Consider the following 22336-nt stretch of genomic DNA (forward strand, 5'->3'; position numbering starts at 1 on the left):
GTCCGCGACTTACTGAATTCCTTGTCCGGGACTTTGCGAAACCCGCACGTAGACCGCCAAAGTGCCATTCGGGAGCGTCATGAGCTGTCGGTAGCCTTCACTCGATGAGCCCAATGAGACGAGCGTGCGTAGCGGGGAGAAAGCCTGAAGGATCGCCAGCAGCATAAGCCAGCCTCCGAAACCTACGAGAGCCGAAGGATCCTGTAATGGCTTTGCGGCTGACCGAACGGCAAAGAAAACAGGCACGCCGATCAGCAGCAGCACTATAGCCCAATGCCAGATGGAAATCTGCATCCAACCCTCCCTTGATGCCCTTTTAGGTTGTAACAGATTTCAACCTCAACTCAAGAGGCAACATCGAGAGGAAGCGCTGCTTGCAGACCCGTCAACACTAGATTTCCGGCATGATACTATTTCCGGCAGGATGCTGCCATGTCGCGAACTCTGATCGTCGTTGGTCTCAGCATAGTCGCCATAGGCCTGCTGTGGCCTTGGTTGGCTCGGACCGGCCTTGGCAGGCTGCCCGGCGATATCGTGATCGAGCGTGAGAACTTCAGGCTTTATGTCCCTATCACCACGGGGATACTGGTCAGCATCGTGCTCTCGGCCATTCTATGGCTGATCAACCGTTAGGCGATGCTCCGGCTGCGGCGATTTGGGTTGCAGGCCCTACTCGCCCTTGATCTTCTTACACTCCGATCGCCGCCACCAATATCCTGTTCTGCCTGCGTATCGCCGTGCGCAGTTCGGCAATCCTCGCCTCCTCGCGCTTCACGAATTCGATGAACATCATGTTCATGTTGTTGAAGATGAGTTCGCCGAGCGCCGGCCCGTCGATGTCGCGGCGCACCAGGCCGAGCGCCTGCAGGCGGACGATCAGCGCGCGGATTTGCTCGGTCAGGGCGCGGTCTAGCGCGGTATAGGCCTGGCCGAACGGGCTGTCGGGCAGTTGCGTCGAGATCGCCATCGCCTGCCGCCACATCTCCTTGCTGAGATAATGCAGCGAGTGCTCGATATAGATGCCGAGCAGCGTATCGAGAGCGTCGCCGACATTGGCCGGCGGGTTGGCGACGACGCCGCGCCCGGCATTCAGCACCTCGTTGACCTCCATCGAGACGATGGCGCCGAGGATGTCGCCCTTGTTCTGGTAGTAATTGTAGATCGTGCCGACCGAGACCTCGGCCTGCGCGGCGATGGTCTCGATTTTGGCGCCTTCATAACCGGCATCGCGGAAAAGCGCCGCCGCTGCCTCGATGATGCGGCGGTGCCGATCCGCCTTCTGCCTTGCCCGCAATCCGCTCATAGCGGCTGTTTGCCACAAAAACAGAATTGACTCAATTTTAGAATTGGTTCAATTTTTTCCTACAAGCCAAAAAGGCAAGGGAGAACACTCGATGTCCGTCAATCCAAAGACCCCCAATCCAGCCGTCAGGAATCCGCTTTCCGTTCTGAAGAGCCATCTCCAAGGCGCCTGCGCCGCGGCAGCACTGCTGCTGGCGGCGGGCAGCCTCGCTCAGGCGCAGGATCTCAACGCGCTGATCTGGTGCGATCACGCCGATCCGGCGCTGTTGCAGCCGTTCGAGGAGGCGAACGGCGTCAAGGTCAATGTCAAGGAGTTCGAAGGCACCGGCGCCGGCCTGGCCATCGTCGAACAGTCGCAGCCGGGCGACTGGGACGTGATGGTGATCGACAGCATCGACATACCGCGCGGCGTCGAAAAAGGCCTGTTCGAACCGCTACCGGAAGACAAGCTGCCGCTGGCCGACCTGTTTCCGCAGGTGAAGATGGATAGCTCCACCGTCGTCGACGGCAAGCGTTACGGCATCACCGAAAAGTTCGGCTACAACACGATCGGCTACAACAAGACCAAGGTCGACCCGGCCGACATGCAGTCGCTTGCCGCGCTGACCGGCGACAAATACAAGGGCAAGATCGCCATCTACGATTATTACCTGCCTGTCATCGGCATGGCCGCACTGGCGATCGGCAAGAAGACTGCCGAGCTGACCGAAGCCGACCTTCCCGCCATCAAGGAAGAGCTGCTCAAAATGAAGGCCAACGCCAAGCTGGTCGGCGAAGTGACCGCCAGCCAGACGGCGCTGGCGACCGGCGAGGTCGACATTCTGGTCGGCGGCGGCGAATGGGTGACGGCGGGGCTGGCCAAGGAAAACCCTGCCCTCGACTTCTCTATCCCGAAGGAAGGCGCCGTGCTGTGGTCGCAGTCGCTGGCAATGTTCAAGGATTCCAAGAACAAGGAGCTGGCGCTTAAATTCATCCAGTACATTATGAGCCCCGAAGGCCAGGCGCGGCTCGCCACCTCGTCCTGCTATTGGGGCATGCCGGCCAGCAGCAAGGCGGCGTTGAGCGACGAGCAGAAGAATATCCTGCGCTTCGACGAGCAGCCGGAATTCCTCGCCCGCGCCCAGTCCTATCCGGCGCCGAACGCGGATCTCGACAAGAAGATGCAGGACGTCTGGACCGAAATGCTGCAGGCGCAATGACCGGCTGCCGGTCGTGAACGCCGTCAACAGCGGGCGTGCCCTGCCCTGGGCGCTGGTCGCGCCGGCGCTCGGCTGGACGTTGCTGTTCTTCGTGCTGCCCTTCGTCGCCATGGCGGTATCCAGCCTGACGGCACATGAAGGCGGCGGCTTCACGCTGTCCAACTACAGCCAGTTCTTTGCCAATCCGTCCTACTGGCAGGCGATGGTGAACTCGCTGCAGGTCACAGCGATCGTCACCGTGATCTCGGTGCTGCTTGCCTATCCCTTTGCCTGGATCCTGGCCGAGCAGGTGCCGGAGCGCTGGCAGCGGCTGGCGCTGATGCTGGCCGTGCTGCCCTTCTGGACCTCCTATGTCGTGCGCTCCTATTCGTGGCTGCTGGTGCTGGCGCAGAACGGCGTCGTCAACCGCGCACTGACCGGCTCCGGCCTGTTCGGCGAACCGCTGCAGCTCGCCAATACTCGGCTCGCCACCGTCACCGGCTTCGTGCATTTCTTCGTCATGCTGTTGACGCTGACGATCTTCGCCAATCTGAAGCAGCTCAGCCCCAGCTACCGGAAGGCCGCCGCCGACCTCGGCGCCGGGTCGCTGCGGACTTTCCTGCATGTCGTTCTGCCGCTGACGCTGCCTGGCATCATGGTCGGCGCCTTCCTCACCTTCGTGCTATGCATCGGCGACTACATCACGCCGCAGATCCTCGGCGGCAACAACGAGCTTTTGATGCCGCAACTCGTCATGATGCAGATCGGCCGGCGCGGCGACTTTCCGCTCGCCTCGGCGCTGTCGATCATCCTGATGGCGGTGGTCACCGTCGCCTACCTCGCCTGCTCCCGCTGGCTGAAGATCGAGCGGGCCTGACCATGCGCGCGCTCATCCGCCTCGTCTCCGGCCTTTATGCCATCGCCATCTATGGCTTCATCTTCCTGCCGGTGGTGGTGCTGGTGCTGTTTTCGCTGCAGGCGACGTCGTTTCCGATCCCGCCCTTCACCGGGCCGTCGCTGCGCTGGTACGAGGCCGTGCTCGCCGACACGCGGCTGACTTCGGCTCTGGTCAATTCGCTGCTGGTGGCGGTCGTCTCCTCGGCTGTCGCCGTCACGCTTGGCTTTCTCTCCGCCTGGGGTTTTGCGCGCTTCGCCTTGCCGGGCTCGGGCCTGATGCGCGGGCTGATCACCTTGCCCTTGACCGTCAGCTATCTCATCATCGGCATGGGGCTGCTGGTGCTGTTCAACTGGACCGGCGTACCGAAGTCTCTACTTGCCGCAGGCATCGGCCATGTCGTGATCAACCTGCCGCTCTGCTTTGCCATCGTCTACAGCCAGATGGGCGACCACCAGATCAATATCGAGCGCGCCGCGCGCGACCTCGGCGCGCCCGAATGGAAGGTGCTGCTGCTGATCACCGTGCCCATCATGGCGCCGGCCATCTTCGCCGGCTTCTTCCTGTCGATGACCTTCTCCTGGGACGAGTTCGTCATCTCGTTCCTGTTGACGCGCTTCGACACGACGCTGCCGGTCGAGATCTGGAACCTGCTCCGCTCCGGCCTCAATCCCAAGACCAACGCCGTCGGCTCGCTGGTCTTCGCCGTCTCCATCGTACTGGTGGTATTGTTCGAGCTGATGCTGTTGCGGAGGAAGCCGGCATGAGTGCGCCACTGGTCGATATAAGCTCCGTCTCGCATCGCTTCGGTCAGCACACCGTGCTGAAGAACGTCTCGCTGACGATCGAGCCTGGCAGCTACACGATCCTGCTCGGCCCGTCCGGCTCCGGCAAGACGACGCTTTTGTCCATCCTCGGCGGCTTCGTCACGCCGAGCGAAGGCAAGGTGCTGATCCGCGGCGAGGACTGCACCGCCGTGCCGCCGGCGAAGCGGCCGACGACGACCGTGTTCCAGGATTATGCGCTGTTCCCGCATATGAGCGTCGGCAGCAATGTCGGCTTCGGCCTGCGCATGCGGGGTGTCGATGGCGCAACCCGGGCAGCAAGGGCACGCGAGGCGCTGGCGCTGGTTGGGTTGGCCACTGCCTTCGACAAGAAGCCGCATCAGCTTTCCGGCGGTCAGCGGCAGCGCGTGGCGCTGGCGCGCGCCCTGGTGGTCGAGCCGGCGGTGCTCCTGCTCGACGAGCCGCTCGGCGCGCTCGACCTGAAATTGCGCCGGCAGATGCAGGATGAATTGAAGGCGATCCAGAAACGCGTCGGCACCGCCTTCATCCACGTCACCCACGACCAGGAAGAGGCGATGGCGCTGGCCGATCATTGCGTGGTGATGAATGACGGGCGCATCGAGGACGAAGGGCCGCCCGAGCGCGTCTATGCACGGCCGGCGACGCGCTTTTCCGCGACTTTCATGGGCGAAAGCACGCTGATATCGGGAACGGTGACGGAGGCGAAGAGCGGCAAAATCACCGTCACCACGAAGCTTGGGTCGCTCTCGCAGCCTGGCACATTGCCGGCCGGCTCGACCGTTGCGCTGGCCATCCGCCCGGAGCATCTTGTTCTCGGCGCTGCCGCCGGCGCCGTGGCGCTTGGCATGGTCAAGGTCAGCGACGTCGTCTTCCAGGGCAGCTTCAAGCGTGTGCTGGGGACCTCCACGACCGACCCGGCGCTGCACTTCATCGCCAAGGTCGCGGCAGCATCGGCCGTCCAGCCGGGCGACGTTGTCGCGGTATCGTGCGATGCTGGCGACATCATCCTGCTTGCGGACCAAACATGAGCACGCTTCCAATCATCGACGCTCCTGACTGGTACGAAACTATCCGCATGGGCGATGGCGTGACGCTGATCCACGAGCCGTGGATCAAGCCGTTCTTCCGCTGCAACATCTGGCATGTGCGCGGCCGCGACCGCGATCTTCTGTTCGACACCGGCCTCGGGCATTTCAGCCTGCGCCGCCACGTGCCGCTGGTCACGGAGCGCAAGCTCACCTGCGTGGCCAGCCACACGCATTTCGATCATATCGGCTGCCATCACGAATTTCCCGACCGCTGCGTGCACCCGGCCGAGGCCGAAATCCTCGCCGATCCACGCAACGAATGGACGGTTGCCGACCGCTATGCCACTGACGAGATGTTCGACGGCATGCCGCAAGGTTGGGACACGAAGCGCTACCAGATCCTGCCCGCACCAGCCGGCTGGTTGCTCGAGCAAGGCGACATCGTCGATCTCGGCGACCGTGCCTTCGAGGTCATCCACACGCCCGGCCATTCACCCGGCGGCATTGCGCTCTACGAAAACAGGACGGGCATCCTGTTTTCCGGCGACATCATCTATGACGGCCCGCTGATCGACGACGTCTATCACTCCGATATCGACGATTATGTCGAAACGCTGCTGCGCATGCGCGATCTCGATGTCTCGGTCGTGCACGGCGGCCATTTCCCGAGCTTCGGCAAAGTCCGCTATCGCCAGCTTGTCGACGAGTATCTCGCGCAAAAGCGCCAGGCCGGCTGCCATCTGTTGCAAGCCCGATAAGCACTGGCGCTGTGGCGTTAAAGCGCCCTTTGCGGACAGGGTGTCCCCGCCGCGTCGCCGCAGCGTGAGGCCGTGGGCTCGGGTCTAAAGCTCTTTTCCTCCGACTGGCGCACCAGTTCCGCGAAAGCCAGGGCAAAACTTGCCAGCATCAGGAAGACAATAATCAAGCGTGCCAGCGGCAATAGATCGGCCTCGACTGGTTAGCCCCCACGCCGCCCGTCCGCTGCCGGCTAACATGATCGATATGGCTTTACGAGAGTTTAAGGCGAGTCTTAACCATCACATCATTTTGTCCTCCGACATGATGCGCGAGTGCGGCTTGTTTGGTCGCCATCTGCAGGCACCTCCCTCCCTTTGCAGAAATGCCCACCCATGCTAACCCGGCGCTGGCGCGGCCCAGCAACCGGTCGCCGCCAATCGGTCGCCAGGCGGTCGTCCCAATCGGTTGTCGTTGAGAGCCATGAGCAAAACCGCCAGCCGTTTCGCCTTCGTCTCATCCGGTACCGCCGACGCCAATGCGGCGTTGGAAAGCCTTTCGGCACGCTACGGCCAGGCATCCGTCGAAGAAGCCGGGATCGTCGTGGCGCTCGGCGGCGACGGCTTTCTGCTGCAGACCCTGCGTGAGACGATGAGCACGGGAAAGAAGGTCTACGGCATGAACCGTGGCACCATCGGTTTCCTGATGAACGAATACCGCGCCAGCGGCTTGACCGGGCGCATCGCGGCGGCCGTTGCCGAAACGATCCGTCCGCTGGAGATGCAGGCGGTGACGGCCGAAGGCGAGACGATTTCGGCGCTCGCGATCAACGAGGTCGCGCTTTGGCGCCAGTCGTACCAGACGGCCAAGATCCGCATCACCGTGGATGGGCAGGAGCGGCTGGAGGAATTGCACTGCGACGGCGTGATGATTGCGACGCCGGCCGGCTCGACCGCATATAATCTGTCGGCGCACGGGCCGATCCTGCCGCTCGACGCTCCGCTGCTGGCGCTGACCCCGGTCAGCCCGTTTCGTCCGCGCCGCTGGCGCGGCGCGCTGCTCTCCAACAAGGCGATCGTGCGTTTCGACATTCTGGAGCCGGAAAAGCGGCCGGTGAATGCCGCCGCCGACCACACCGAGGTCAAGGCGGTGACGACGGTCACGGTGAGGGAATCGCCGACGGCAACGGCGACGCTGCTCTTCGATCCCAACCATTCGTGGAACGAGCGCATTCTCGCCGAACAGTTCAGGTATTGAGCCGGCGCAGCGGCCACTGCGCAAATTAAGCATCGCGATTAAGGTTACGACTTCACAATCGCGCCAATGCCGCCCGTTTGTGTTGACAAATCGTGGGCTTGCGCCTACCTGCAATACCAATCTTGCAGGCGCGCGGCGCTTGCCGCGACTGCATATGTTGCGCCCCCGAACCAGCCAAAGACAGCCAAACTTGTCCTCAGACACCCAGATCGCTCAAGAAGCGTTGACCTTTGCAGACCTTGGCCTGTCGCCGAAGGTCCTTTCCGCAGTTACCGATGCCGGCTACACCGAGCCGACGCCGATCCAGGCTGGCGCCATCCCTCACGCCTTGCTCGGCAAGGACGTGCTGGGCATAGCCCAGACCGGCACCGGCAAGACGGCGTCCTTCGTCCTGCCGATGCTCACCCGGCTGGAAAAGGGCCGCGCCCGCGCCCGCATGCCGCGCACGCTGATCCTCGAGCCGACGCGCGAGCTCGCCGCGCAGGTCGAGGAAAACTTCGTCAAATACGGCAAGAACCACAAGCTCAACATCGCACTGCTGATCGGCGGCGTGTCCTTCGACGAGCAGGACAAGAAGCTCGAGCGCGGCGCCGATGTGCTGATCGCGACTCCCGGCCGCCTGCTCGACCATCGCGAGCGCGGCAAGCTCCTGCTCAATGGTGTCGAGATCCTCGTCATCGACGAGGCCGACCGCATGCTCGACATGGGCTTCATCCCCGACATCGAGCGTATCTGCGAGATGATCCCGTTCACCAGGCAGACGCTGTTCTTCTCGGCGACGATGCCGCCGGAAATCACCAAGCTCACCGAGAAATTCCTGCACGCGCCGGTGCGCGTCGAAGTGTCGAAGGCAGCATCGGCCGCCACCAACATTATCCAGCGGCTGGTGAAATCCGGGCCAAAGCCGTGGGACAAGCGCGAGACGCTGCGCAATTTGATGAAAGCCGAGGATGCCGAGCTGAAGAACGCCATCATCTTCTGCAACCGCAAGATCGAGGTATCGGAGCTGTTCCGCTCGCTGCTGAAATATGATTTCGACGCCGGCGCCCTGCATGGCGACATGGACCAGCGCGCGCGCATGCAGATGCTTGCCAATTTCCGTGACGGCAAGCTGCGCTACCTCGTTGCTTCGGATGTCGCGGCGCGCGGCCTCGACATTCCCGATGTCAGCCATGTCTTCAATTACGACGTGCCGATCCACGCGGAGGATTACGTCCACCGCATCGGCCGTACCGGCCGCGCCGGGCGCTCGGGCAAATCCTTCACCATCGCGACCAAGTCGGACACCAAATACATCGACGCCATCGAGCGGCTGATCGGCACGAAGATCGAGTGGCATGACGGCGATTTGTCGACGGTCGTTGCCAGCGAAGGCGGCGAGGATGAGGCCCCGCGCCGTGGCCGCGGTGCGCCACGCCGTGCCGGCCGCAAGGACGACGCCAAGGACAGGGGCGAGCGCAAACCGCGTGAACGCCACGCCAAGCGCAGCGAAGAAGCAGCGCCGGAAGCAGTTAGCGAGGAACAGCCGGTCGTGGCCGAAGCCACCGTCGCCGACATCGACGAGCGGCGTACCCGCAAAGAGGCGATCCGCTCGGAAAACAGCGAGCGCCAGGCTTCACCTGAACGCAAGGCTTCGCCGGATCGCAACGAAAGGCGCGCGCCGGAACGGGGCGACACCAGGCCGCAGCGCGAGCGCCCTGGCCGCCAGCGACAGGAAGACAATGACGCGACCGTCGGCTTCGGCGACGACATGCCGGCCTTCATGCGGATCGTCGCCAAGGTCTGATGCTGCAGGGCTTGCGCGTCGCGCCGACGCGCGAAGCACCGAAAGCTGCATAAGACGGCCTCGCTTCGCGCTGATACTGCGTTAGTCCGGCAGGCCCGCCTTACGAAGGCCTTCGATATATCTGCTGCGATCATCCGGTCGATAAAACGGCGGCAGCACCTCGGCGAGATTCGAAAGCCGCAGCGAGGGATCGAACTCGCATAGCCGGGCCATCATTTGCTGCGCTTCCGTTAGGCGCCCCGCAAGGGCATGACCCGCCGCCACTACACGCATCGCGCTCACGTAGTTCGGCTGGTGACGCAGCGACTTTCCCGCCCAAGCGACGGCGTCATCGTAGTGGCCTGCACAAAAATGAGCGAGCCCGGTGTTGAACTGCCAAGCGAACAGGCGTGGATCCAATGGGCTTAGGCGCATGGCAAGCGCGGCGTGCTCAATGGCCTTGCCTGGCTCGCCCAAGCAAGCCCTCACCCAGCTGCTGACGCCCAAAGCAGCGGCCAAGTTCGGGTTGAGAGCGAGCGCGCGATCGATGCAAGCCGCACTATCATCAAGGTCGCCGCCTACGTAGCCGAGGACGTATCCACCGTAGGAAAGCGCAATTGCATCGTCCCTTCCGAGTTCGACCGCTCTCCTGGCCAGTCGAGTAGCTTCGGCAATCTCTTCTGCACGGTCGACCATCCAGCCGTTGCTTTTTCGGGTAGCGTAGCACCGCGCCGCCCGCGCATGGGCTATCGCGAACTCCGGGTCACGGTCGATCGCCTTCATGAAGAGGCGCAAGGCGTCGTCAATGGCCGATCTACTAGTGATCGTTCGGTCAAAGGCCGCCAGCCCGCGGAGATAGTAGTCATAAGCATCGAGGCTTTCTGTCGGTTTGCGTTTGGCACGCTCGATCTCAGCCTCCTCCATTTTCGGTGTGATTGCGCCGACGATGCTCGAGGCGACCTGGTCCTGCAGATTGAAAACTTCGGCGAGCGTTCCATCAAAACGGTCGGCCCAGAGATAGGCCCCCGTTGAGGTGTCGATGAGCTGCCCGGCGATGCGCAGGCGGTCGCCCGCCCGGCGAACACTTCCCTCGACCACATAGCGCACGCCCAGCTCACGCCCGACCTGCTTTATGTCTATGGACCGTCCCCTGTAGGTGAAGCTCGAATTCCGTGCGACCACGAACAGGTGACGAAAGTGAGCCAAGGCGGTGACAATGTCTTCCACCATGCCGTCGGCGAAATATTCCTGCTCCACATCACCGCTTAGATTCTGAAACGGCAGCACCGCAATCGACGGCTGGTCGTCGCGCCTCGTCGGGGCCGCCAGAACCTGCGCCAGTGATGCGGCGCCAGAGCTTGGCTCCGGCCGCTGACGTTCAGTTCTTTCACGGGACTGCAGGGAAGCCGCAAGTGAGCTTGTCTGCTCCTCTGGGTCCGCATTCAGATGTTTTTTTAAAGCTGCCCGACACAGCTCGAACTGGCGCAAGGCCGCGTTTTCGTGACCTCGATGAGCGTGGATGCGGATAAGCGCCCGATGGGCTGCCTCCGCCGTCGGATCCGAGGCGAGCAATCTCTCCGCGAGCCCTTCGCAGGCCGTCTCTTCCGCTGAGCCGGGTGCGGGCAGCGCCAGGCTCAGCCGATCGACCAACTGCAGCGCCTTGCGCTGATACTTACTCAGAAAGGGTCCAAACCACTCGTCCAGTTCGTCAGGAATCGTTTGCCCGGCAAGCAGCTCACCGCGGTAGAGATCGGCGGCGAAGGCGAGATCGGTGGTTCGGCCCTCCTCTAATTTCCGATCGAAGATCGAGATGTCCGCCTCATCCGGTCCGGCAATCAGCGCAACGGTTTCCTGATCCCCATCGATGTAGACGGTGGCATCCAAGCTGGCCGGGAACGAGCGCCTGATGTCGACAAGCGCTTGCCGCAGACTATTGCGGGCTTGCCCATTGCTTCGCCCCGGCCAAAAGGCTTCGGAAAGCTGCTCGCGACGATGGCCGCGGCGGCCTGCGAGAACCAGAGCAGCAAAAAGAAGCGAAGTCTTGCGTGTGGCGAACCGGACGGGCCGTTGCTCCGGGGAAGTAACCTCCAGGCCACCAAGCAACCGGATGCGCACAAATCGTCTCCAGACTTTGACCGCAGCGACAGAATAGCATCTCGGTAGATTGATTTAACACCGATTTAACGGCGGATCGTCGGACTCCTCCCAATTGTTCACGCACAGCCGAACAGCCCGAAAACACCTGCGTGGCACGCTCCCACCCGCAAACTCGAAACGGGAGACTAAGAAATGGCTCACACGGGAACTCGCGCCGGCAGCAGCGCGTCCAAACGCCGCTGGCTTGGGTCTGGCCTGAAAAGCGCAGCAATGATGATCACTGCCTTCACGGGGTGGCGGCGGACCGTCGCAAGACGCAGGGCATTGGCAAATTTGACGACCGATCAGCTGAATGACATCGGTCATTCGGAGGTCCATCAACCCGTGGTCAACGCCGCCAAGGCAGTTCTGATCACGAACTTGATGTCGATGAGGTAAGATCGGCGCTCAGATTAGTTTTGCGCCCTAAAGGTTCTTGAGCTCCAGGCGGGATGCCAGCAGGTCCAGAAAAGCGCGAACTTTGGCGGAGGATGATCTGCCTTCCGGCCACACGGCGTGTATCGGCACCGGCACAGGCTCGAATTCGGTCAGAACCAGTTCCAGGCGGCCGTCGTCCACCAGGTGTTTTATCTGCCAAAGCGGCGAGTAGCCCAGACCCACTCCGTGAACCGCGGCTGCATAGATGGATATCATCAAATTCGACCGGAAAGTGCCCGCGACCTTCACCGACCGGGGCTTGCCTTCAATCTGAAACATCCATTCGCCCGGGCGGCCGTCGACAGTTCGTACGATGCAATCGTGCTCACGCAATTCAAGCGGATGGGCCGGTCGGCCGCGTTGCTGGAAGTAGGCAGGTGCGCCGAACACGACGCGCCGCAACGCCCCCAGCCGCTTCGCACGTAAATTGGAATCCGGCAAATTGCCGATCCGGACCGCCAAATCGAGACCCTCGGCATCAAGATCGACAAATTCATCGGAAAGCTGGAGGTCAACCTCGACGCGGGGATATGTCCGCATACAGTCGGCGATGACCGGCATCAGGAAATCCGGGCCGAACAGAACCGGGGCACTCACACGCAGGATGCCCGACGGCTCCGACCGTCGGTTGGCCGCCTGAAGCCTGGCTTCGTTAATTTCCTCGACGGCGGGTTTGATGCGCTGGAAAAAAGCCGCTCCGGCTTCGCTCGGCGTCGAGCGGCGTGTCGTCCTGTGCAGAAGCTCGACCCCGATGGATTCCTCCAATGTCGCCAAGGACCGACTGACCGACTGCAGTGAGCGGTTCAGCCGGCGTGCGGCAGCCGTCAGGCTGCCGTGCTCGACAATGGCAATGAAGGCTTCGAAATCATCTATCCGGCTCATCGCTCCTTTCTCCCGAAAATCGGGAGAAACTATCGCAAAATCGATCAATTGTAACGCAGTTCGCTAGATTTTATCTTCCCTGCATAGGCCGAAAGGCAGACTTGAGGGAAGGAGATCGTCATGCGAACACCCAGTCCAACGGTCCTGATCGTAGGCGCCGCAGGCCGCGTTGCCGGTTTGGTGGTGCCTGAACTCGTCCGCCGCAATGCCAGGATTCGGGCGCTTGTTCGTGACGCCGCGAGTGCCGAAAAAGCCCAGAAAGCCGGTGCATCCGAGATCGCGATCGGAGATCTGCGCGACCATCGGAGCCTTGAGCAGGCCGTGGAAGGTGTCGACGGTGTCTTTCACATCGGACCGGCCTTTGCTCCCGACGAAGCCGCCATGGGGGTTGCCATGGTTGAGGCGGCGGCGCGAGCAGGCGTTCGAAAGTTCGTCTTTTCGTCGGTGATCCAGCCGACCAATACGAGGCTGGAAAACCATGCAAGCAAGGTACCCGTTGAAGCTGCCCTCTATTCGACGAACATGGAGTACACCATTCTGCACCCGGCCAATTTCATGCAAAATATCGCGGCGGCCTGGCCGTCCGTCGTCGAGCACGGCGTTTTCGCCGAGCCGTTTCCAAGGACGGCGAAGCTCGCCCGCGTCGACTATCGCGATGTGGCTGAAGTTGCGGCAATCGCACTGACCGAAGCGCGTTTGTCCTATGCGACCCTCGAGCTGTGCGCCGACGGTATGCACAGCCGCGAAGAGGTCGTCGCCATGATGAGCGAAGCGCTTGGCCGGCCGGTTTCGGCGGGCGAGCCGACATTTCAGGACTGGGCGGCGAAGGCCCGCCTTCCCTATACGGACCGGCAGTTGCAGATGCTGGCCAAAGTACACAGCCACTACGCCAAATACGGCCTCGGCGGGAACAGCCTGACGTTGCGTGCCGTGCTTGGCCGCGAGCCGCGTTCGCTGCGAAGCTTCATTCGGGAATTGGCGCTGCAGACGGCATATGCCGCCTGATCGTCCTCACAATAGCGCCTACGCATATTTTTTTATTAGGAGATTTCGATGCAAGCATCACCGGACCGAGCCTTCAAGTTGAGAAAGCTGCCGCCCTCCTACGGCGCGGTGGTGATGCCGTTGGTTCTTTCGATTCTGATGTCCTCGATTGTCTCGGCGGTTTCGACGGCAATCGGCGCAGGCTGGACGAACGGGTTTATAGCGGCCTGGAGCTATGCGTGGGGCGCTTCATGGCTTGTTGCGTTTCCCAGCCTGCTGATTGTGCTTCCGATCGTGCGCCGGATCGTTGCCGCAATTGTCGATCAGCCGGCCCGGTCCTGATATCGCGAACGAAGGGCGCCGGCGGCCGGTGGTCCGGCATAACCATTAGAGCGGCCCCTTGCGGGGCCGCTCTCGGTTCATGTGCTTGCCTCAGGTGAGCGGCGACAGCTGGATCTCGACGCGGCGGTTCTGAGCCCGGCCGGCAGCCGTCGCATTGGAGGCGATCGGACGCGTCTTGCCGAAGCCGGTGACGGCGAAGCGGCGGGAATCGACGCCCTGTCCGGACAGATAGTTGGCGACCGCCAAAGCACGGCGCTGCGACAGGTCGAAATTGTGCTCGTCGCCGCCGGTCGAGTCGGTGTGGCCGAACACGTCGACGGTGGTCTGCCGGAACTTTTTCAGCACAAGGGCAACCGAATTCAGCACCGGATAGAAACCGGCCTTCACCGCGTCCTGGTCGACGTTGAAGGTGATGTCGGACGGCATATTGAGGATGATCTGGTCGCCGGTGCGGGTGACGCTGACGCCGGTGCCCTGAAGCTGTCGGCGCAGTTCGGCCTCGTTCTGGTCCATGGTGGCACCGATGGCACCGCCGGCAAGCGCGCCGATGCCCGCGCCGATCAGCGCGTTGCGGCGGTCGTTACCGCCGGCAAGCATGCCGAGCCCGGCACCCGCCAAAGCACCGAGACCGGCGCCGGCAGCGGTGTTGGAAACCTTCTGTTCCCCGGTGTAGGGATCGGTGGTGCATGCGCTCACGAGCACAGCCGTCGCCACGACGGCGAGCACAATCTTTTTCATATGGTGGTCCCTCTCCATTCCACGGTCGCGCAACGGCGCACCGCATCAGCCCTTCCAGCGACTTGTACCATGAAATGCGGCGAAAAACGGACCAGCAAAAGCCGTTGCCGCGGCTTTCCCCGGCTCAATTCCACACGCCTGCAGCGGCTCGCGCGACCACCCCAATTCGATCGGCTACCAGAGATTCTTGCCGTCGATGACCACCACTTCGACCTTGTCGAGATCGAAATCGTCGAACAGCCGCGAGTTCACGCTGATCTTCGGATTGTCGAAATTCGGCTCGCCTGTCGACCAGTCCGGCGTCTCGGTGAAGGTGCCGCAGCCGCAGGTGGCGCAAAAACCGTGTTTTATGGTTTTCGATCCCCACTGGTAGAACGAAACATTCTCCGGCGGGCTGGTGAGTCTGAATTGCGATGGGGTGTAATAGGCCCACAACGAACCGCGTTTCGAACAGAAGGAACAGGTGCATCGCGTCACTGTCTGCGGCGCTTGCGAAACCTCGAACGTCGTCGCCTTGCAGTGGCAGCTTGCCTTGATGGTCATGAATTGGTCCCTCACAATGCCCCCGCCCCGTACGGCAAAGGCAGCATAAAGAAACGCTCCTGACAACTGCCGGTCAGCAGACCTGTGAGCCTGCGATGCACAGATCGAAGGCCCATCGATCCAAAACCGCTGCACACGCTCGGGTCAGCCCGTGGGCAAGCTTTTGGGCGTCATGCGCTAGTAGGACGATGGGGGCACGAACAGGCAGATGGTCTTTCCGTCATTGGCACCGGCAACGGAGCACCAATGATATTCGCCGTCGGGCGAATTCTTGATCCGCTTGTCGCTATAGGCCACGACTTCCCCGGTTCCTTTGATGACATAGCCCTCGGGACGTTCGCTGATCGATGTCTGAGAGACCTCGCGGCAATCATAGCCCGAGCAGCAGGAGAACGGATAGCTCCAGCCTTGCGGCATTGCCGCGGTCGGCTTGGCATCATGCGCCAGAGCAGGCGCCGCAAATGGAATGGCGGCAGCAATCAAAACCACTGCCGCGACAAGTGAATTCAGGAGTCGGCGCGCCGTGCGGGCGACTGGGGCCGGTCTGGTTGTGAGAGCAGGCATGAGCGCAGTTCCTATCAACGGTTGTCAAGCATTTCGCTTGCCCGTTCCCGGAACGTGTCTTCCCATTGGCCGGATCGTCAGGTCGCAGATACGCCGCGCCCGGCCATAAATGCTTTTTTCCTCCCCAGCGCATGAATGCTGGGCTGATTCCTTGGTTGGCGCAAGGAATTGCTGTCGCAACCGAACGCCGACCTCTGCAGCCGGAACCAACCTGCCGTCCTGATTGACGAAACCTGGTCAACCCGGCAGCGGGATCGCCAATAACGGGATTTGGCTCGCGCTGGTTCCAGGCTTGGCACCGGCAGGCCCGAGGCATCCGCGTCAAAAGCGGAAATCGATTTTGAAAAACTCTACGAAAAACAAAGTTGTAGAACGACAGGTAGGTGCAAATTGAGAGCTCGTCACTCTCGCACGATGGCCGTAACTCTCGCGTGATGAACCCACATTCCTGCCGGATTGGTGCCCGGCGGCCTCAGTCGATATCGGCCACCGTTTCGCCGGCGCCACCCTCGATCCGCTGCGACAGCGAGGCTTCCATGAAATCATCGAGGTCGCCGTCGAGCACGCTCGACGGGCTGGTGCTCTCGACACCGGTGCGCAGATCTTTCACCAACTGATAGGGCTGCAGCACGTAGGACCGTATCTGGTGGCCCCAGCCGATATCGCTCTTCGACGCTTCCGTGGCGTCCGCCACCGCTTCGCGCTTCTTCAGCTCTTCCTCGTAAAGCCGCGAGCGCAGCATTTCCCAGGCCTTGGCCTTGTTCTTGTGCTGGGAGCGCTCGGCCTGGCAGGCAACCGCGATGCCGGTGGCGAGATGGGTTATGCGCACGGCCGAATCGGTGGTGTTGACGTGCTGGCCGCCCGATCCCGACGACCGATACGTGTCGATACGGACGTCGGATTCGGAAACGTCGATGTCGATCGTATCGTCGATGACGGGATAGACCCAGACGCTGGCGAAGGAGGTGTGGCGGCGCGCATTGCTGTCATAGGGCGAAATCCGCACGAGACGATGCACGCCGGATTCCGTCTTCAGCCAGCCGTAGGCGTTGTGGCCCTTGATCAGCAGCGTGGCGGACTTGATGCCGGCTTCTTCACCGTCATGTACTTCCAGCACTTCGACCTTGAAGCGGCGGCGCTCGGCCCAGCGCGTATACATGCGCAGAAGCATCGAGGCCCAGTCCTGGCTTTCGGTGCCGCCGGCGCCAGCATGGACTTCCAGATAGCTATCGTTGGCGTCAGCCTCGCCCGACAGCAGCGTTTCGATCTGGCGCGCCTTGGCCTCGCCGCGCATCGAGCGGATCGCCGCTTCGGCCTCCGCGATTACGCCCTCGTCGCCCTCTTCCTCGCCAAGCTCGATCAGGCCGATATTGTCTTCCAGGGCCTGGGTGAGGCCTTTGACCGCGGCAATACCTTCCTCGAGGCCCTGACGCTCGCGCATCAGCTTTTGCGCTTCCAGCGGCTCGTTCCAGAGGCTCGAATCCTCGGCACGGACATTCAGGTACTCAAGCCGCTTTATGGCTTGATCCCAGTCAAAGATGCCTCCTCAGCAGGGTTATCGCCTGCCTGATCTCGTCGACAATATTTTGCGTTTCCGCGCGCATGGCTGGCTGTTCTGTCCTGTTGCTAAATGGCGGCTTGATGGCGCGATACATAGGGACGGCACCGGCCCCTGTAAAGCGGAATGGGCCGGCTCGACCATCATCGTCAAGTCGGCCCGACCCGATGTAGCGATTGTCAGTAGAGCCCGCCGCCGCCCGACTGGATGGCCTGGTTGGCCTGCGGCGACAGCGCCCCGCCGGTGGCGTTGGAGCCGTCCGCACCCATGCCGATCACCCAATAGCTGTCGGCGGGACCGGTACCCGGCTTGAAGGCTTCGGTGATGGTTCCGGCGTCGCCCGCGTTGGCTCGCATGCCGGTCTTGCGATTGATCGCAATCAGCTTCATGCCTTCCGGAACCTTGAAGTCGACATTGGGCGTGCCATCCAGCGCCACGCGCATGAAATCCTTGAAGATCGGCGCGGCAAGGCCGCCGCCGGTCGCGCCCTTGCCAAGACCTTTCGGCTGATCGTAGCCCATATAGAGGCCGACAACGAGGTTCGGCGTATAGCCGATGAACCAGGCATCCTTTTCGTCGTTGGTCGTTCCGGTCTTGCCGGCGATGTGACGGCCAAGCTCGTTGATGGTGGCGCCGGTACCGCGTTGCACGACGCCCTCCATCATCGATGTGATCTGGTAGGCGGTCATCGGATCGAGCACCTGCTCGGAGTTGTCGACCAGCTCCGGCTCTGGCTGGTCCTGCCACTCGGCGGCATTGCAGTTCGAGCAGCCGCGTTCGTCCTGCCTAAAGACGGTCTTGCCGTAGCGATCCTGGATGCGGTCGATCAGCGACGGCTTGATCGACTTGCCGCCATTGGCCATGATCGAATAGGCCGACACCATGCGCATCACCGTCGTCTCGCCGGATCCCAGCGCCATCGGCAGATACGGCGCCAGGTGGTCGTAGACGCCGAAACGCTCGGCATATTCCACGACCAGCTTCATGCCCATGTCGTTGGCAAGCCGCACCGTCATCAGATTGCGCGATTTCTCGATGCCGGAGCGCAACGTCGCCGGGCCGGCCACCGTTCCGTCGTAGTTCTTGGGCGTCCAGGTCGTGTTGCCGCTCTGGATGGTGATCGGCCCGTCCATGATCACGGAGGCGGGGGTATAGCCATTGTCGAGGGCGGCCGAATAGACGATCGGCTTGAACGACGATCCCGGCTGGCGCATGGCCTGCGTCGCCCGGTTGAACTCCGATTGCGCGTAGGAGAAACCGCCGACCATGGCCAGGACGCGTCCGGTATGCGGGTCCATGGCGATCAGGCCGCCTTCCACTTCGGGAACCTGGCGCAAGCTGTAGCTGTTGTCCGAGCCGTCGTTCTTCTGCACGAAAATCACGTCGCCCGGCTTCAACACGTCGGCGGGCGACTTCGCCTTGACGGTCCTGCCGTCGACCACGTGGCGCATGGCGAAGCTCATGTCTTCCTTGCTGACAGTGCCTTCGACGCGGTCCTTGACGATTTCGCCGGAGATCTGGCGCGTCGGCTGCAGGCCGATGGACAGGCCGGTGGCCGAGCTGTCGAGCACGACGGCGAGCGACCATTCCGGCACGTCCTCCAACCGCTTGACGTTGCCCAGCGGCACGCCCCAGTCGCCGGAAACGTCGATGCTCGTGACCGGCCCGCGGTAGCCGCGCAGCGTGTCGAACTTCATAAGTCCGTTCTGCATGGCCTTGCGGGCAATCAGCTGCATCTTCGGATCGAGCGTCGTGCGGACGGAAAGGCCGCCCTCGTAGAGCGCATTCTCGCCATAGCGCGCGATGATCTGGCGACGCACTTCCTCGGTGAAATACTCCCCGGCGAAGAGATAGTTGCCGGTGCGGCGCGGCGTGACGCCGAGCGGCTCGGCCTTGGCCTTCTCGCCTTCCTCATGCGTGACGTAACCGTTCTCGACCATCTGGTCGATCACCCAGTTGCGGCGCTCCAAGGCGCGATCGGCATGCTTGAAGGGATGGTAGTTGTTCGGCCCCTTCGGCAGAGAGGCGAGATAGGCGGCTTCGGCCACGGTGAGCTCGTTCACCGATTTGTCGAAATAGGTTAGCGCAGCACCGGCGACGCCATAGGCGCCGAAGCCGAAGAAAATCTCGTTGAGATAGAGCTCGAGAATGCGATCCTTTGAGTAGGCCTGCTCGATGCGGAAGGCGAGGATCATCTCCTTGATCTTGCGCTCGTAGGTCTGGTCTGAAGACAACAGGAAGTTCTTCGCCACCTGCTGGGTGATGGTCGAGGCGCCGACCTGGCGCTTTCCCGAGCCAACATTCTGCAGGTTGACGACAATGGCCCGGCCAAGGCCGGTCACGTCGATGCCGGGGTGATTGTAAAAGTTCTTGTCCTCGGCCGACAGGAAGGCCGCCTTGACACGGTCCGGGATCGCCTGAATCGGCAGATAAAGCCGCCGCTCACGCGCATATTCGGCCATCAGCGCGCCATCCGACGCGTGGATGCGGGTCGTCACCGGCGGCTCGTATTTGGCCAGCACCTCGTAATCGGGCAGGTCCTTCGACAAATGGCCGATATAGATCGCCACGCCCGCCGCGACCAAAAGGGCCAGCGTCGTGCCGATGCCGAAGAAATAGCCAATGAGACGAATCATACCCGCTCCAGTCCTTGGTTCGGGAATTTCCTAAACGAAGCCGCCCTTCACGCAAGCTTTCGGGACGATCCCAAACCGTAATCGCAAAATCCATGTCGCGACCATGTGGGCAAAATACGGCAGCGCGGAATTTCGGTTTCGAATGCCGGAAATAAAAGCACAGGGTGTTGTCGCCGTGCAACGCTGCTTCAGGTTGTGGGCGCCGGCGGACATTTCAGCCTCCGGCCCCCGTTCCGCTCTTGGCCGAAGCAAACAGGGCAACGGCGTTGGTTATGCTCTGGGTCGCCTTGTTGCGCCAATCGGCGCTGAGCAATTGCGCTTCGTCCTTGGCGTTCGACAGATAGCCGAGTTCGACCAGCACGGATGGAACGTCCGGCGCTTTCAGCACCTTGAAGCCGGCAGAACGCTGCGGGTTGTTGATCAGACCGACGCTGGTGGAAAGCTGGCCGACGAGAGTATGGGCGAAGCTCATCGAAAAATTATGCGTCTCGCGGCGGATCAGGTCGATCAGGATGTCGGTCACTTCCTTGCTGTCGTCCTTGATCTCCATGCCGGCGAACTGGTCGGAAAGATTTTCACGGTCGGCAAGCGCCTGCGCCTCGGGATCGGAAGCCTTGTCGGACACGGTGTAGACCGTTGCGCCGCGAATGCCCTTGAGGCTGATCGTGTCGGCATGGATCGAGATGAGCAGGTCGGCCTCATGCTGGCGGGCAATGCGCACGCGGTCGTCAAGCCGCAGGAACACGTCGGTCTCACGTGTCAGGAACACGTCGTATTTGCCGCCGGCGGCGAGCTTGTCGCGCAGTTCCATGGCGAAGGCGAGCGTCACGTTCTTCTCGACCGTCCCGTTCAGGCCCTCGGCGCCGCCGTCGATGCCGCCATGGCCGGGATCGATGACGACGGTGAAACGATGGCCCGGATTGGAGACCGGCCCGGTACCGACCCTGCCGGCCTTGTCGGCGGAGACCGTCGAACCGGTGGTCAGCGCCTGATTGGCGAGCGCTGCGTCGAATTCCCGCTGCGAGGCCGCCGACATGTCGATGGCGATGCGGTAGCCGTTGCCGTCATCGTTCTTGAGCACGTCGAGATTGTCGACGGCGAACGGTCCCTTGCCGGTGAGAATCAGCCGCGATTTCCCCTCGCCGAGTCCGCCGTAACGCACGGCGCGGACAAGCCCGCGCGGCTTCATATCCTTGGCATTGAGGGCGAATCTCGTGGCCGGGAGATCGATGACCAGGCGATTGGGGCCGCGCAGCAGGAACCATTTGATGTCGGGGTCGCGGTCGAAATTGATGACGATGCGCATCTTGGTGGCATCGCCGGCCATCTTGTAGCTTATGGCACCGAGCGGTGCGTCGGCAGCACGCGAAAGCGGCGAAAAGACCAGGCAAGCCAGGATCAGCGGCAGCAGGCAGGCGGTGCGGAAGAACCGGCCTCCATGATGACGGCCCTTGTCTGCGAAGCCTGCCAGTCCCATCTTTCTACCAATCGCTCCCGTTGGCGTCATGCCCGATCGCTTGTCGAAGTGCCCTATTGCTTGTCAAAGTGCTGGCAGGCCGCGAACTCGATTAACGATTGGTATCCAGAGAAGGTTAACCAAGCCTTTTCATGGAAGGCTTGGAACCTGGGCTTCCGCTGCGGAACGGCTTTTTGCCGGCATCGGGAATCGGGGTTGCCTTCCAACCCGCCAAATCATAAAAGCGATGGTGGATCACTGCAATCCTGGAACCGTCCTCCTCCGCAGCTTCCTGCTACAGGTCAGACGCAAGACGGCTCCTTTCGCTTCAGGCGAAGAAGGCATCGGTGATCGCGACGATTTTCGCAGGCGTGCTCCCGTGGCGGGGGAATCGCCTGCGTGAGCAAAACGGCCGGGATTGTCCCGTGCCGGCTCTGTATGAGCAAACAAGCTGGTCCGGTTTTTTCCGGGCTTTGGTTCAAAAGGTTCTGCTGGTGACGATGGCTTCAAGCGCAATCATGGAAAGGTCCGCAACAAACCGCGCCACTACGGCTGCGGGCGGCACCGCCATGGCGCTCAGGCAGCGGCCGGCGGACGTTCAATTGTCCGGCACCCATGTTCCAGGTCCACGGCAGCGGGCAGTGTCCTGCAAGCTGCGGCCGACGGCTGCCGGGAGGAAACGAAATAATGCCCAACAAAATGCTGATAGACGCCTCCCACCCGGAGGAAACACGCGTTGTCGTCGTTCGCGGTAACCGTATTGAAGAATTCGACTTTGAATCCCAGGACAAGAAGCAGCTCAAAGGAAACATCTATCTCGCCCGCGTAACGCGCGTCGAACCTTCCCTCCAGGCAGCCTTTGTCGAATATGGCGGCAACCGTCACGGTTTCCTCGCCTTCAGTGAAATACATCCCGACTACTACCAGATTCCGGTCGCCGACCGTCAGGCGCTGCTGCGTGCGGAAGCACAGGAAGCCCAGGACGAAGAGGACGAGGAAGCCGAAGGCGAGGACCGCCAGAGCCGCGACCGTGGCAAGCGCGGACGCCGGCGCGGCGGCAAGAGCCGCGACCGCGGCGAGCACAGGCGCGAGG

General features: G+C 62.0%; 22 protein-coding genes. 11 read left to right on the forward strand and 11 right to left on the reverse strand.

The window, feature by feature from the left end; genetic code table 11:
- Positions 1–9: 9 nt before the first annotated feature.
- Positions 10–294 carry a hypothetical protein gene (locus X773_RS69230; RefSeq protein WP_023679907.1) on the reverse strand — a complete coding sequence of 95 codons (285 nt, stop codon included), beginning with the start codon at positions 292–294 and terminating at the stop codon, positions 10–12.
- A gap of 138 nt (positions 295–432) precedes the next feature.
- Here X773_RS69230 and X773_RS69235 point away from each other — a divergent pair, with 138 nt between their 5' ends.
- Positions 433–633, forward strand: a complete 201-nt coding sequence (locus tag X773_RS69235) for a DUF2905 domain-containing protein (protein ID WP_023679908.1) — start codon at positions 433–435, stop codon at positions 631–633.
- Positions 634–688: 55 nt separating this feature from the next.
- On the opposite strand, the gene X773_RS69240 is transcribed toward X773_RS69235, so the two are convergent.
- Positions 689–1303 (reverse strand): TetR/AcrR family transcriptional regulator, encoded by a 615-nt coding sequence (locus X773_RS69240; RefSeq protein ID WP_023679909.1) that lies wholly within the window; start codon positions 1301–1303, stop codon positions 689–691.
- A 91-nt stretch (positions 1304–1394) separates the two neighbouring features.
- On the opposite strand from X773_RS69240, the gene X773_RS69245 reads away from it, so the two are divergent.
- The 7 genes from X773_RS69245 to X773_RS69275 all read left to right on the forward strand — a co-directional run bounded on the left by X773_RS69245 (position 1395) and on the right by X773_RS69275 (position 8987).
- Positions 1395–2501 (forward strand): spermidine/putrescine ABC transporter substrate-binding protein, encoded by a 1107-nt coding sequence (locus X773_RS69245; protein ID WP_023679910.1) that lies wholly within the window; start codon positions 1395–1397, stop codon positions 2499–2501.
- A gap of 13 nt (positions 2502–2514) precedes the next feature.
- Positions 2515–3357 carry an ABC transporter permease gene (locus X773_RS69250; RefSeq protein WP_023679911.1) on the forward strand — a complete coding sequence of 281 codons (843 nt, stop codon included), beginning with the start codon at positions 2515–2517 and terminating at the stop codon, positions 3355–3357.
- A 2-nt stretch (positions 3358–3359) separates the two neighbouring features.
- Positions 3360–4142, forward strand: coding sequence for an ABC transporter permease (locus X773_RS69255; RefSeq protein WP_023679912.1), 783 nt, complete (start codon positions 3360–3362; stop codon positions 4140–4142).
- Positions 4139–5209 carry an ABC transporter ATP-binding protein gene (locus X773_RS69260; RefSeq protein WP_023679913.1) on the forward strand — a complete coding sequence of 357 codons (1071 nt, stop codon included), beginning with the start codon at positions 4139–4141 and terminating at the stop codon, positions 5207–5209. The genes X773_RS69255 and X773_RS69260 overlap by 4 nt, the downstream gene beginning before the upstream one ends.
- The gene (locus X773_RS69265; protein WP_023679914.1) at positions 5206–5967 is read left to right on the forward strand and encodes an MBL fold metallo-hydrolase; all 762 of its coding nucleotides are present in this window, start codon (positions 5206–5208) and stop codon (positions 5965–5967) included. Before X773_RS69260 ends, X773_RS69265 begins: the two co-directional genes overlap by 4 nt.
- 460 nt (positions 5968–6427) lie before the next feature.
- Positions 6428–7201 carry an NAD kinase gene (locus X773_RS69270; protein ID WP_023679915.1) on the forward strand — a complete coding sequence of 258 codons (774 nt, stop codon included), beginning with the start codon at positions 6428–6430 and terminating at the stop codon, positions 7199–7201.
- A gap of 190 nt (positions 7202–7391) precedes the next feature.
- Positions 7392–8987, forward strand: coding sequence for a DEAD/DEAH box helicase (locus X773_RS69275; protein WP_031212807.1), 1596 nt, complete (start codon positions 7392–7394; stop codon positions 8985–8987).
- 81 nt (positions 8988–9068) lie between these two features.
- On the opposite strand, the gene X773_RS69280 is transcribed toward X773_RS69275, so the two are convergent.
- Positions 9069–11081 carry a BTAD domain-containing putative transcriptional regulator gene (locus X773_RS69280; RefSeq protein ID WP_023679917.1) on the reverse strand — a complete coding sequence of 671 codons (2013 nt, stop codon included), beginning with the start codon at positions 11079–11081 and terminating at the stop codon, positions 9069–9071.
- A 447-nt stretch (positions 11082–11528) separates the two neighbouring features.
- A complete protein-coding gene (locus X773_RS69285; RefSeq protein WP_245274827.1) occupies positions 11529–12470 on the reverse strand; it encodes a LysR family transcriptional regulator in 942 nt (313 codons plus the stop codon).
- A 72-nt stretch (positions 12471–12542) separates the two neighbouring features.
- Between X773_RS69285 and X773_RS69290 the strand changes: the two genes are divergently transcribed.
- Entirely contained in the window at positions 12543–13427 is an 885-nt protein-coding gene (locus tag X773_RS69290) for an NmrA/HSCARG family protein (RefSeq protein WP_023679920.1), read from the forward strand.
- 48 nt (positions 13428–13475) lie between these two features.
- The gene (locus X773_RS69295; protein ID WP_023679921.1) at positions 13476–13748 is read left to right on the forward strand and encodes a DUF2798 domain-containing protein; all 273 of its coding nucleotides are present in this window, start codon (positions 13476–13478) and stop codon (positions 13746–13748) included.
- Between the two features lie 90 nt (positions 13749–13838).
- Here the strand turns inward: X773_RS69295 and X773_RS69300 are convergent, their stop codons facing one another.
- From X773_RS69300 to X773_RS69320, 7 genes are all read right to left on the reverse strand, one after another.
- A complete protein-coding gene (locus X773_RS69300; protein ID WP_023679922.1) occupies positions 13839–14486 on the reverse strand; it encodes an OmpA family protein in 648 nt (215 codons plus the stop codon).
- 174 nt (positions 14487–14660) lie between these two features.
- Positions 14661–15029, reverse strand: a complete 369-nt coding sequence (locus tag X773_RS69305; RefSeq protein ID WP_023679923.1) for a GFA family protein — start codon at positions 15027–15029, stop codon at positions 14661–14663.
- A 177-nt stretch (positions 15030–15206) separates the two neighbouring features.
- A complete protein-coding gene (locus X773_RS0139475; protein ID WP_031212810.1) occupies positions 15207–15593 on the reverse strand; it encodes a hypothetical protein in 387 nt (128 codons plus the stop codon).
- Between the two features lie 472 nt (positions 15594–16065).
- A protein-coding gene (prfB, locus tag X773_RS69310) for a peptide chain release factor 2 (RefSeq protein ID WP_156937454.1) occupies positions 16066–17197 on the reverse strand; the annotation gives its coding sequence in 2 pieces (ribosomal slippage) (positions 16066–17130 and positions 17132–17197; 1131 coding nt in all).
- A gap of 133 nt (positions 17198–17330) precedes the next feature.
- Positions 17331–19787, reverse strand: a complete 2457-nt coding sequence (locus X773_RS69315) for a penicillin-binding protein 1A (RefSeq protein ID WP_023679927.1) — start codon at positions 19785–19787, stop codon at positions 17331–17333.
- Between the two features lie 30 nt (positions 19788–19817).
- Entirely contained in the window at positions 19818–20000 is a 183-nt protein-coding gene (locus X773_RS76815; RefSeq protein WP_156937455.1) for a hypothetical protein, read from the reverse strand.
- Between the two features lies 1 nt (position 20001).
- Complete coding sequence (locus X773_RS69320; protein WP_023679928.1) at positions 20002–21264, reverse strand: N-acetylmuramoyl-L-alanine amidase; 1263 nt, start codon at positions 21262–21264, stop codon at positions 20002–20004.
- 666 nt (positions 21265–21930) lie between these two features.
- Here X773_RS69320 and X773_RS0139480 point away from each other — a divergent pair.
- Positions 21931–22336 (forward strand): S1 RNA-binding domain-containing protein (locus X773_RS0139480; protein WP_156937456.1); only part of this gene is annotated, 406 nt, incomplete at its 3' end.

The organism is Mesorhizobium sp. LSJC280B00, assembly GCF_000502835.1.
Taxonomy (GTDB): domain Bacteria; phylum Pseudomonadota; class Alphaproteobacteria; order Rhizobiales; family Rhizobiaceae; genus Mesorhizobium.